Here is an 11057-nt window from a genome sequence, read left to right on the forward strand (position 1 = left end):
CGGAGCCGGGCGGTAACGCCGTAGCCACCGGCCGCCGTGCGCAGCCAGGCGGTGATGCCGTGGCCGCCGGCGGTTGCGCTCCGGTCGGCCCGTCGCCTCGCTCCGTCAGAGCGCGCCGAGAAAGTCCATCAGGATCTCGTTGAAGCGTTCCGGCTTCTCCATGTTCGGGTAGTGGCCGACGCCCTCGATCGTCACGGAGCGGCCGTTCGGGACCGTGTCGACGAAGCGGTTCGCCATGGCGAGGCTGTCGGGCCAGTTGAGGGCGCCGTGGATGGCCAGCACCGGGACGTCCAGTTTCGGGACGCCGGACCACGGGTCGGTCAGCGGGACGTACCAGTCCTTCTCGCCCGGGGTGTGCTTGGAGATCGTGTGGGCGGTCAGTTCGCGCAGGCGTCGTAGGACCGCTGGGTCGACCTCGTCCGGCGTGCGGCGCGGGCCTGCCACGCCCTGGGGGAAGTGGTCCAGCCAGCCCGTGATGTCGCCGGCCCCGAGCAGTTGGCCGGCGCGGGCCGTGTGTTCCAGCAACTCGGGGTCCTTGTACTCGAACGCGCTGGTCCCGCCGCCGCAGACGACGATCGCGCGGACCAGTTCGGGGTGCTCGATCGCGGTGTCGGTCGCGACGGCCGCACCCATGGACAGGCCGACCAGAACCACCGGCCCGAGGTCGAGGTGGCGCAGGAGAGCGGCGAGGTCGTCGGCCCAGCGGAACGGCTTGCTCGCGTTGGCCGAGAAGCCGTGGCCCCGGATGTCGGGTGCGATGACGCGGAAGTCGGCGGCGAGGGAAGGCAGTTGGGCGTCGAAGACGCGGTGGTCGGCGAAGCCGGAGTGGAGGAGGACCACGGGGTCGCCGGTGCCCACGTCGCGGTAGGCCAGGTCCCCGTCGGCAGATGCGAAGAAGCTCAGTTCCGAAGCAGCTGTCATGACAACCAAGGTGTCATCCTGGCGGGAGTTTGGCAACCCAGGTGTCATGATGTGGCCGTGAACGACTCCACTCCCCTCTCCCCCGACGAACTCGGCCATCGCCTCACCGAGGTGTTCGACCTGGTGGGCCCGCTCTACCGGCGCGCCCTGCGCAAGGTCGAGCAGGGCGAACCGGTCGAGGGGGTCTCCGTCGGCGTACGCGCCGTACTGGACCTGCTGCGACAGCACGGGCCCATGACGGTGCCCCAGATGGGCCGGACCCAGGCCCTGAGTCGGCAGTTCGTGCAGCGCATGGTCAACGAGGCGTCGGTCCACGGCTGGGTGGAGGCCACACCCAACCCCGCACACCAGCGGTCCTCCCTGATCCGGCTCACCGAGGAGGGCCGCGCCGTCATCACGTCCGTCCTCGGCCGCGAGCACCACCTGAACCGCCAGGTCGGCGGCGATCTGACCGACGCCGAGGTCAGCGCGTGCGTGCGGGTTCTCACCGAGATCCTCCGGACTTTCGACCACGTGGACGTGGACGCGGACTGACCGTCCGCTACTTCCCCATCACCAGCCCGTCCTTCGCCGCGCCCCGACTCAGCACCACCTCGCGGATGCGGTCGCGGTCGCCGGTCAGGTCGGCGCCCTGGCCGATCGCCTGGTTGACGTCGACGACCCGGCCCGCGTCGATGTCGAACAGCTGCGGGACGAACTCCGCCTTCGTCACCTCCCAGCGCCCGCCGGGCCGGGCCGGCGGCACGAAGGTGAAGCGGCCCAGGGTGCTCAGGTTGCCGCCGGGGTCCTGGGTGCCCGCGTTGTCGTACATCTCGCCGGTGATCTGATCGCCGAGCCCGTAGACCACCCAGGTGCCGTTCACCTTCTCGTACGGCTGCGGGGCGTGGGCCTGGGTGCCGAGGATCAGGTCGATGTCGGGGCGGCCGCCGGTGCGGGCGGCGGTGAGTTCCCTGGCCAGCGCGAGTTGTTGCGGGTCGGGCGTGTTCTGGCCGGCCGTGCCCCAGCGCAGGGAGACGACCACCACGTCGGCGCCCGCGCGACGGGCGGCCCGGGCGTCGGCGAGGACGCGGGCGGGGTCGAGGACGTTGACGGCCCAGGGCTCGGCCGGCGGGAGCGGGACGCCGTTCGTGTCGGCGGTGTACGCGAGGTGGGCGACCTTCGCCGGACCGGCGCGCAGCAGGGTGACCGTGCGCGCCTCGGCGTCGGTGCGCGCCGTCCCCGCGTGCCGTACGCCCGCGCGGTCGAGGGTGTCGAGGGTGCGCTGGATGCCGGCGGTGCCGGCGTCGAGGCTGTGGTCGGACGCGGTGGAGCAGCTGTCGTAGCCGGTCGCGGCGAGCCCCTGGGCCACCTCGGGCGGGGACGTGAGGGCCGCGGCGCCGGTGGTGGAGTCGCCGTAGACGCTCTCGATGTGACACAGCGCCAGATCGGCGCGGGAGACGAGGGGTTGGACCGGGGCGAGCATCGGCCGGAAGTCGTAGCCGGTGCCGCCGGCGTCGAAGCGGGCGCGGTCGACGACGGCGCTGTGCGGGAGGACGTCCCCGGCGGCGACGAGGGTGAAGCCGCGGGCGGCGGGGGGCGCCGGGCGGCCGGTCGCCTTGGAGTCGTGGTGCTGGGCCTGGCAGGCGGCGGCCGCGGTGAGAAGGCCGGCGACGGCGACGGCCACCTGCTGTCTGCGTGCGATCATCAATTCACCCCACTGTGGTCATATTTACCCACCAATAGGTATGAACTTCACCGTCCCCGCAAACGACTTCCGGCCTCTGATGACCCGTCCGGTGTGCGCGTGCGGCGGATCGCCGGGTGACGCGGACCGTTCGTCGCACCGTTCGTCGACGCGATCGACCGTCCGCCGCAAGCCCCTCGTGCGCCCCCTGTCCCCGGGCGGCCCCCTGCGATGCCATACGGCCATGACGGCCGGACCCACGCTCAGAGACGGAACGACCGCCGAGCACGAGCTCGCCGCACTGCAGCGCGAGCACGGCAGGCCGCTCTTCGCGCTGCTGCTCCGGCTCTGCGACGGCGACCGCCAGCGCGCCGAGGACCTCGTCCAGGAGACCCTCGTACGGGCCTGGCAGCACCCCGAGGCGCTGCGTGCCGACGCCTTCGAGTCCGTACGGCCCTGGCTGCTGACGGTGGGCCGGCGGCTCGCCATCGACGCACGCAGGGCCCGGCAGGCCCGACCTCCGGAGGTCGGGGACGCGGTGCTGGAGAACGCACGCGTCTGTGCCGATCACGCGGAACGGTCGGCGGAGACGCTCGATGTGCGGGAGGCTGTGAAGACACTCACTCCGGAGCACCGTGAAGTCCTGGTGCTGGTGTATTTCCACGGGGCGAGTGTGGCGGAGGCCGCGGCAGCCCTCGGTATTCCGCCCGGTACGGTGAAGTCCCGTGCGTTCTACGCCCTGCGTGCCCTGCGCCGGGTGTTGCCGGGTTACGCGGCCGACCTGCGGTGAAACCAATCCATTGGTCAAACCTCCGTAAAGCGCCTTGCTCGGCACCCCTGTTGAGTAATCGGCTGTCCTCATCCGTGTTCCGGACTGGGGGGCTCGGGGTTCCTGACGGAGCCCCGGGCCGGGCGACGCGCACGCACCGGAGGAAGGCAGGAAGGGATGCTGCACAGAGGTCAAGAGAGCACGGACGGCACCGGTGGCGGTGAACTCACCGTCCCCATGGCGTGGTTGTACGCCGAGTACATCGCCGACGAGTTGCTGCGGACCGGCGACCTGATGCCGCCGACGTCCTTCGAGTTCCGCGCGGGTCGGGACGCGCTGGCGCTGACCATCTTCCTCTCCGACACGGACGGCGAGTTGTCCGGTATCCGAGTGGTGACCCAGTTGGAGACCTGGCTTTCGCTCACGGCGTACGACCAGCCGTGGCAGGACTGGGTCGCGACACGTATGTCCAGGTTGACGGCCGAGGCCGCCGAATCCGGCGCGGACGCACCGGACTTGGCACTCGCGGAGGCCGCCTGGCGCTGGCTGGAGGAGACCGAGCTGCTCGCGCCGGACCTGGACGCGGTGCCGGGACCAGGAGGCGGTCCGGTGACCGGTGAGGACGACGGACCGAAGGTCTGGACGCCCGCCTGGCAGCTGGGTCTGCCGCTCGGCCATCTCGCCATCCATCTTTTTTGAAATGGGACCAATCCGCGGGCCCGGCCGCTCCGAATCAGTTGCTTGGGATTCTGTGTGCCTTGAGTGATTCGACTGTCTGGTGCGTACCGATGGGAGCAAGGAGTAACCCCACCCGCACCTAACGGCACGAGGATTCGGCATGAGGTCCCTGGAAAGGCATCGCGACGTCGGCGCGTACGCGCTCGGCGTGCTGGACGAGGCGGACGCCTTCCGCTTCGAGGATCACCTCATGGAGTGCACCAGTTGCGCGGCTCATGTGACCGAATTCGGTCCCGCCTCACGGCAGTTGATGCTGTACCGGCGTGCGACGCCGCGCTCTGTGCACCCCATGGCACAACCCGGTCCACGTCTGCTGGACCGGTTGCTCGGCGAGGTGGCCACACGGCACCGGGCCGGACGGCGGCGGTTTCTGTACGCCGTGGCCGCCTCGGTGGTGTTCGCCGTGGGCGGTCCCGCGGCGGCGACGCTCGCCGCGCACGGCGACAGTGCCGTGCAACTCACGGCGACCGATGCCAAGTCGGGCGTGTGGGCGCAGGTCACGGCCGCGAACGAGAACTACGGCAGTGATGTGTCCCTGAAGATCAAGGACGGTGCGGGCCCCCGGTCGTGTCGTCTCGTGGTCGTCGGCCGCGACGGTTCCGAGCAGACCGTGACGAGCTGGATGGTGCCCGAGCACGACGCGACGATGATCACGATGCAGGGGGGCTCGGCGATGCACCCCACCGACATCGACCACTACGACGTGCGGACGGCCGACGGACAGCAGTTGGTACGGCTCACCTCGCACTGAAGTCCCGTCCTGCGGCGGCCAGTTGCCGCAGGGCCCGTGCGGAGGGGGTCCCCGGGTCCGCGGTGACGAAGACGACCTGCTGGTCGTCGTGCGGGACGGTGAGCACGTCGCAGTTGACGTGGAGTCGGCCCACCTTCGGGTGGGTGAGGGTCTTGGTGCGATGGCCGGGGGCGTGCACCGGATCCGTCTCCCAGATCGCCCTGAACTCCTCGCTCCCGGCACGCAGTTCGGCCAGCAGACGGGCGAGTCCCGGGTCGTAGGGGTAGCGGTCGGCGGCGCGCCGCAGCCGGGACACCACGACGTGGCCGAACTCCTCGGCGCTGGAACTCTCCTGGGGCCGCCCGAGGAAGCGCCGACGCGCCAGGTTCGGCCGCGCGTCGGCATCACCGCCGAACAGGGCACCCGCCAGCGGGTTCCAGGCGATGACGTCGTAGGTGGCGTCGGTGACGACGGCCGCCGTGTCCGGGATTCGGCACAGCAGTTCCGCCACGTGCGGGCGGACGGTCCGCACCGGCGCGGCGAGCGGCGTCACCTGGGTCCCCGCCAGCCGGAACAGATGGATCCGCTCGGCCGGGGTCAGCCGGAACACTCCGCTGAGGGCGTCGAGGATGCGGGGCGACGGACGCGGGCCGCGGGCCTGCTCGAGGCGGGCGTAGTAGTCGACGGACATGTGGGCCAGCTCGGCGACCTCTTCCCGCCGCAGCCCGAGGGTCCGCCGGGACGGTTCACCGGCCAGCCCCACATCGGCGGGTACCAGCAGTTCCCGCCGCCCGCGCAGAAATCGGGCCAGCTCCTGCTTCCCGGTCACGGTGCCTCCGTCCGACGGCCTTCGATCACTCCCCCGCGGCCTTCCGCCCGCTCTCCGGCTGCCAGGGATCGGCTGTCCCTGGTTCGGGGGCTCCGGCTGCGGAATCGTCGTCCCCATGAACGATTCCAACGATTCCACAGCACTGGTCACCGGTGCCAACAAGGGCATCGGCAGGGAAATTGCCCGCCTGCTCGCAGCCGAGGGATTCACGGTCCTCGTCGGCTCGCGCGACGCGGGCCGGGGCGAGCGGGCCGTAGCCGAACTGGGCGGCGGCGCAAGGCTGTTGACCCTCGATGTCACGGACCCCGACAGCATCGCGAAAGCGGCACAGCAGGTGGACACCCTCGACGTTCTGGTCAACAACGCTGGCATCATGGCCGGCGGCAGCCCGGCACCCGAGGCGGACCTCGACGACTTCCGCCGCACCTACGAGACGAACGTCTTCGGCGTCCTGGCCGTCACGAACGCCTTTCTCCCGGCCCTGCGCCGCTCGCCGCACCCCCGCATCGTGAACATCTCCAGCGGCACCGGCTCCCTGACCTGGAGCGCCGACCCGGAGCGGGAGTTCGCCGCCCACGCCGGCGCGGGCGCCGCGTACCGCTCGTCCAAGTCGGCCCTCAACGCCCTGACCCTCTTCTACGCCCAGTCCCTCGCGGCGGAAGGCTTCAAGGTGAACGCGCTGGCCCCCGGCCTACGGGCGACGGACCTGAACGAACGGGCGGCGGCGAGTGACGGGGACCCGGCGGAGGCGGCGCGCGGGGCCGTCGACCTGGCACTGCTGCCGGACGACGGGCCTACGGGGCGGTTCCTGTCGTGGGACGGGACGGGGGTGCCCTGGTGAGCTGAGCCGTGGAGCGGGCCGTGCCGGTGCGGCGCGCCTACTTCAGCAGCTTCGACATCCGCCGGTCCGCCAGCGGCTTGCCTCCTGTCTGGCAGGTCGGACAGTACTGGAGGGACGAGTCGCTGAAGGAGACCTCGCGGATGGTGTCGCCGCAGACCGGGCAGGGTTCGCCGGTGCGGCCGTGGACGCGTAGGCCGCTCTTCTTCTCCGCCTTCAGACGGCCGGCCGCCACGCCTCGGGAGCGTTCGACGGCCTCCGTGAGGGTGGTGCGCAGGGCCGTGTAGAGCGTGTGCGTCTCGGCCGGGGTCAGGGACGACGCCAGTTTGAACGGGGACATCTTGGCCGCGTGCAGGATCTCGTCGCTGTACGCGTTGCCCACCCCGGCGATGAGGGTCTGGTCGCGGAGGGCGCCCTTGAGCTGGCGGCGTTCGTCCTTCAGGAGTGCGGCGAGGGCCGGCTCGTCGAAGCCGTCGGCCAGGGGGTCGGGGCCGAGGCGGGCGACGCCCGGGACCTCCTGCGGGTCGGCGACCACGTACACCGCGAGACGCTTCTGCGTGCCCGCCTCCGTGAGGTCGAAGCCCTCGCCCGTCTCCAGGGCCACGCGGAGCGCGAGGGGGCCCTTGCCGGGGCGGGGCGGGCCGTCCGGGAGGCGGTCCTTCCAGTGCAGCCAGCCCGCGCGGGCGAGGTGGGTCACGAAGTGCGGGCCGCCGTCCGTCTCGACGTCCAGGAACTTGCCGTAACGGTGCACGGCCACCACCTCGTGCCCCTCCAGCGCGGTGAGCGGAGGGTCGTAGGTCTTCAGGACGCTGATGGCGACGGGCAGCACCCGTACGATCTCGTGGCCGACGAGGTGTTCGGTCAGGAAGTCCTTCAGCGCTTCGACCTCGGGGAGTTCCGGCATACGTCCAGGGTGCCATCAGAGGCCCGTGGGGTCAGCTCCACTGGGCTCAGGTCCGGTCGGGGACCAGGAACTCGCACCACACGCACTTGCCGCTGCCGCGCGCCTCCACGCCCCACACGTCCGTGAGCAGGTCGACGAGGAGCAGACCGCGCCCGGAGACCCCGTTCTCGCCCGCCTCGCGGCGGCGCGGCAGGGCGCTGGAGGAGTCCTCGACCTCGACGCGCAGCCGGCGTTCGGTGCCGTTGAGGACCCTGAGGGTGACGATCGCCGAGCCCTCGGTGTGCATCAGCGCGTTGGTGATCAGCTCGTCGGCGACCAGCTCGACCTCGTCGGAACGCTCGCCCGCGCCCCACGCGCGGACCGCCGCCCGGATCATGTGCCGCGCCTCGGTGAGGGCCTCGGAGTCGCCGGGGGCCACATGCTGCTGGAGCCGCCCGCCGGACTGTGGGGCGTCGAGGCCGCGCCGACGCAGCAGGAGCAGCGCCACGTCGTCCTCGCCACCGCGTTCCTCGGCCACGTCGATGAGCAGATCGGCGAGGTCTCGTACGTCGTCGGGGCCGGAGGCGATGAGCGCGGCGAGGGTCTGCATGCCGTCGTCGAGGTCGGCCCCGGGCTGTTCGACGAGGCCGTCGGTGCACAGCAACAGGGTCTCGCCCGGGTCGAGTTCAATGGTGGAGACGGGATATTCGAGCCGCCCGAACTCGGCGGACAGGCCGAGCGGCAGCCCGCCCACGACGGTCATACGGCGGGACGTCCCGTCCAACTGCCGCACCAGCGGGTCGATATGACCGGCCCGGACCACCTGAACCACTCCGGTCGACAGATCGACCTCGGCGTAGAGGCAGGTGGCGAAGCGCTCGGTGTCCAGTTCGTGCAGGAACACGGAGGCACGGGCCATCACCGTGGCCGGGGTGTGCCCCTCGGCGGCGTACGCCTTGAGGACGATGCGCAACTGCCCCATGACGGCGGCCGCGTGCGTGTCGTGCCCCTGCACGTCACCGATGACCGCGCCGACCCGCCCGCCCGGCAGCGGGATCAGGTCGTACCAGTCACCGCCGATGTCGCGCCCGAGCTTCGCGGACCGGTAGCGGACTGCGATGTCCGCGCCCGGGACACTCGGGATCGCGCGCGGCAGCATCGCCTGCTGAAGGCCCTGCGCGAGGTCCTTCTCCTGCTCGTAGAACATGGCCCGCTGGAGGCTCTGCGCGATGCTGCTGCCCAGCGCGACGAGCACGTTGCGCTCGTCCGCCGTGAAACCGCTCCGGTCGTTGTAGAGCAGCCCCATCGCCCCGATCGGCCGCGCCTGGGCGATCAGCGGCAGATAGGCGGCCGCGGTGATGTTCAGCTCGGTGATGTGCGGCCACAGGAGCGGATACCGCTCGGCGAACTCCTCCGGCGACTCGATGAACGCCGGCGCGAGGGTCCGTACGACCTCCCCCATCGGGTACTGCTCGTCGATCCGGGTGACCTCGGTGCCGGGCACGAAGCTGTCCTCGGGGCCCTCCGCGACCAGTCGGATACGGCCGGCCTCGACCAGGCCCATGACCAGGCTGGTCGCGCCGAGGTGGACGAGACCGTGGGTGTCCTTGAGGACGTCGATGACGTCCTGGACGGTACGGGCGTGCGCGAGGGCGGCGGTGGTGAGCTGCACGACGTTGGTCTGCCGGCGCAGCGCCGCGTCCTGGGCCGCCTGCTCACGGCGGGCCGCGCTCTCGGCGAGTTCCTGCGTGGCGTCCCGGACGATGCCGATGATCCGGCGCGGGCGCCCCGTCTCGTCGCGCCGGATGTAGCCCTGGGTGTGGGTCCAGCGCAGGGTGCCGTCGCGCAGCCGCATGCGGAAGTAGGCGCCGTAGTTCTCGCTGCCGTCCTTCATGGCCTGCGAGACGAGACCGTCGAGCCGGTAGCCCTCCGGCGGCGGTACCCGGATCGCCAGCGACTCGGGGCGTCCGTCGTATTCGTCGGGGCGCAGGTCGAAGACCTCGTGGGCCTGGGCGTCCATGTGGAACAGACCGTTGTCCAGGTCCCAGTCGAAGCTGCCCATGCGGTTGAGCGCCAGGATCGGGTCCGGGTGGGCGGGCCAGTCGTCCGGGAGTGACAGGGCGCTCGCTCCCCGATCAACCATGCGGCCCACCTTGCCAGGATTTGCCCGATTATTCGACTTGTCCGAGCGCTACGACGGCACCCCGTGCGCTCAGCCGTCGAACACGTCCGTCGGGCTGTCGAAGATGCTTCCGGTGGTGGTGTCGTCGGGGATCAGCCCGCCGCCGTCGGGCAGGTCGGGGGTCTCCGGCACGCTCGACGGACCGATCTCGTCCGGGGAGTCCTGACCCTGGGACGGCTCCGGTACGACCGTCCCGGCACTGGGGGAGGTGCCGCGCTGCGAGGGGGTGAGCGTGCTGCCGGGCGGGCTGGTCGTCGGGGTGGCCGTGACGGTGGCGGCGGGGCAGTCCGTGGCACCCGGGGACGGTGCGTCGCCGGGCACGCCCGGGGTGACCGTGACGGTCGGGGTGACACAGTCGGTGGCCGAGCCCTCCGGGGTGGGACTGCCGCCGGGCGACACGCTCTCGTCGCTCGGCGAGGCGCTCGTACTGCCGCTCGAGCTCGGGGAGGCGCTCGCACTGTCGCTAGGGCTCTGTGAGGGACTCGTGCTGGTGCCGGGAGGGACGCCGGACCCGCTGTCGTGCGGCCGCGGCGACGGCCCGGTGTGCGACGGCGTCGGCGTCACGTGCGGCGGCCGGGGTACGACGTGGTCGTGATGGGGCCCGCGATGACCGAGGGGCCGTTCGATCCACGTGTTGTCGACGATGTTGATGATCGTGATGTTGGTGATCACCTGGGGTGCCGGGGTCACCACGACCACCTCGGCGGGCCGGAACCCGGACCAGGGCCGCCCGTTGTCAGCCATCGCCCCCTGGCTCGCCGCACCCGCTTTGAGCGGGTTGCCGCAGGCGCAGCGGACCCGGGGCACGCCCCGGTTGTCGACGAGGACGGCGGTACCGGCCTGGAGGACCGACTGGAACCCGGTCACCCGTGCGTCCCGGAACCCGTGGTTGGTGACCTGGGTGTCGGCGCGCAGCACGACCGAGGTCAGCCCGCGCAGATAGCCGGGAATCGCGCCCGGGGAGATCCCCTCGGCCTGCGCGAAGGCGCCGGCCTTGGCCTGGTCGCGCGTGAGATAGGAGATCTGCCGCTCGACGTCACAACTGCCGGTCCGCGCGGTCCCGCCGTACAGCCCGGGCGTGGCACCGGAGACGGAACGCATACGGCCGGACGGCGTCGACACGGTCCCGGTAGGTGTCACCTGCGGAGGCGTCGACTGCCGAGGTGTGGACTGCGGCGTTCGGGTGACCCGTGGTGGAGCGCTCGGCGCGGTGGCCGTGGAGTCCGTGAAGGGGTCGGGGCCCTGAGCCGCGACGGGCTGCAGGAAGATCTCGCCGCTCGACTTCGTGTCCTTGCCGCCGTCGCCGCCGCACCCGGCGACGAGGAGCGTCGCCGAGAGCGCGCAGGCCGTGGCGATGGTTCCGGTGGATGTGCGCACCAGGTTCTCCCGCCTCAAGCCGGGTGATTCGCCACTATTGTCTGCTTCACTCACTTGGGTTACGCAACCGGAGGCACGGAACGCGGAGAGTGACGGTCTGCTCAGGCGCGACGACGAAGGGAGGCAC

11 protein-coding genes are annotated in these 11057 nt (G+C 71.4%); 5 read left to right on the plus strand and 6 right to left on the minus strand.

Translation table 11 applies throughout. The annotated features are described in order from the left end of the window. Nucleotides 1–105: 105 nt before the first annotated feature. Complete coding sequence (locus OG504_RS08225; RefSeq protein WP_405989151.1) at nt 106–921, minus strand: alpha/beta fold hydrolase; 816 nt, start codon at nt 919–921, stop codon at nt 106–108. A gap of 57 nt (nt 922–978) precedes the next feature. Between OG504_RS08225 and OG504_RS08230 the strand changes: the two genes are divergently transcribed. Next, nucleotides 979–1455 carry a MarR family winged helix-turn-helix transcriptional regulator gene (locus tag OG504_RS08230; RefSeq protein ID WP_405989152.1) on the plus strand — a complete coding sequence of 159 codons (477 nt, stop codon included), beginning with the start codon at nt 979–981 and terminating at the stop codon, nt 1453–1455. A gap of 7 nt (nt 1456–1462) precedes the next feature. Here the strand turns inward: OG504_RS08230 and OG504_RS08235 are convergent, their stop codons facing one another. Continuing rightward, complete coding sequence (locus tag OG504_RS08235) at nt 1463–2605, minus strand: CapA family protein (RefSeq protein ID WP_405989153.1); 1143 nt, start codon at nt 2603–2605, stop codon at nt 1463–1465. A 223-nt stretch (nt 2606–2828) separates the two neighbouring features. Here OG504_RS08235 and OG504_RS08240 point away from each other — a divergent pair, with 223 nt between their 5' ends. The 3 genes from OG504_RS08240 (at nt 2829) to OG504_RS08250 (ending at nt 4842) form a co-directional block, all read left to right on the plus strand. After that, complete coding sequence (locus OG504_RS08240) at nt 2829–3374, plus strand: sigma-70 family RNA polymerase sigma factor (protein ID WP_405989154.1); 546 nt, start codon at nt 2829–2831, stop codon at nt 3372–3374. Nucleotides 3375–3530: 156 nt separating this feature from the next. Then, on the plus strand, nt 3531–4052 hold the full coding sequence (locus tag OG504_RS08245; RefSeq protein WP_033279047.1) for a hypothetical protein: 522 nt from the start codon (nt 3531–3533) through the stop codon (nt 4050–4052). A gap of 139 nt (nt 4053–4191) precedes the next feature. Beyond that, the gene (locus OG504_RS08250; protein WP_405989155.1) at nt 4192–4842 is read left to right on the plus strand and encodes an anti-sigma factor family protein; all 651 of its coding nucleotides are present in this window, start codon (nt 4192–4194) and stop codon (nt 4840–4842) included. Here OG504_RS08250 and OG504_RS08255 read toward each other — a convergent pair. Beyond that, nucleotides 4829–5650 (minus strand): helix-turn-helix transcriptional regulator, encoded by an 822-nt coding sequence (locus OG504_RS08255; protein WP_405989156.1) that lies wholly within the window; start codon nt 5648–5650, stop codon nt 4829–4831. The two genes, OG504_RS08250 and OG504_RS08255, sit on opposite strands and share 14 nt — an antisense overlap. A gap of 115 nt (nt 5651–5765) precedes the next feature. On the opposite strand from OG504_RS08255, the gene OG504_RS08260 reads away from it, so the two are divergent. Continuing rightward, nucleotides 5766–6491 (plus strand): SDR family oxidoreductase, encoded by a 726-nt coding sequence (locus OG504_RS08260; RefSeq protein ID WP_405989157.1) that lies wholly within the window; start codon nt 5766–5768, stop codon nt 6489–6491. A gap of 37 nt (nt 6492–6528) precedes the next feature. Here OG504_RS08260 and OG504_RS08265 read toward each other — a convergent pair whose 3' ends face one another. From OG504_RS08265 to OG504_RS08275, 3 genes are all read right to left on the minus strand, one after another. Continuing rightward, nucleotides 6529–7392, minus strand: a complete 864-nt coding sequence (locus OG504_RS08265) for an Fpg/Nei family DNA glycosylase (protein WP_405989158.1) — start codon at nt 7390–7392, stop codon at nt 6529–6531. Between the two features lie 46 nt (nt 7393–7438). Further along, a complete protein-coding gene (locus OG504_RS08270) occupies nt 7439–9514 on the minus strand; it encodes a SpoIIE family protein phosphatase (RefSeq protein ID WP_405989159.1) in 2076 nt (691 codons plus the stop codon). Between the two features lie 69 nt (nt 9515–9583). Next, nucleotides 9584–10930, minus strand: coding sequence for a DUF6777 domain-containing protein (locus OG504_RS08275; RefSeq protein WP_405989160.1), 1347 nt, complete (start codon nt 10928–10930; stop codon nt 9584–9586). Between the last annotated feature and the right edge of the window lie 127 nt (nt 10931–11057).

Origin of the sequence: Streptomyces sp. NBC_00986 (assembly GCF_045162565.1) — a bacterium.
In the GTDB taxonomy this organism is placed as follows: Bacteria; Actinomycetota; Actinomycetes; order Streptomycetales; family Streptomycetaceae; genus Streptomyces.

Excerpts from the sequence above, each read along its gene's own strand:
- OG504_RS08225 (WP_405989151.1), bottom strand. The coding sequence starts at position 921 with ATGACAGCTGCTTCGGAACTGAGCTTCTTCGCATCTGCCGACGGGGAC.
- OG504_RS08235 (WP_405989153.1), bottom strand. The coding sequence starts at position 2,605 with ATGATCGCACGCAGACAGCAGGTGGCCGTCGCCGTCGCCGGCCTTCTC.
- OG504_RS08240 (WP_405989154.1), top strand. The coding sequence starts at position 2,829 with ATGACGGCCGGACCCACGCTCAGAGACGGAACGACCGCCGAGCACGAG.
- OG504_RS08245 (WP_033279047.1), top strand. The coding sequence starts at position 3,531 with ATGCTGCACAGAGGTCAAGAGAGCACGGACGGCACCGGTGGCGGTGAA.
- OG504_RS08250 (WP_405989155.1), top strand. The coding sequence starts at position 4,192 with ATGAGGTCCCTGGAAAGGCATCGCGACGTCGGCGCGTACGCGCTCGGC.
- OG504_RS08260 (WP_405989157.1), top strand. The coding sequence starts at position 5,766 with ATGAACGATTCCAACGATTCCACAGCACTGGTCACCGGTGCCAACAAG.
- OG504_RS08265 (WP_405989158.1), bottom strand. The coding sequence starts at position 7,392 with ATGCCGGAACTCCCCGAGGTCGAAGCGCTGAAGGACTTCCTGACCGAA.
- OG504_RS08270 (WP_405989159.1), bottom strand. The coding sequence starts at position 9,514 with ATGGTTGATCGGGGAGCGAGCGCCCTGTCACTCCCGGACGACTGGCCC.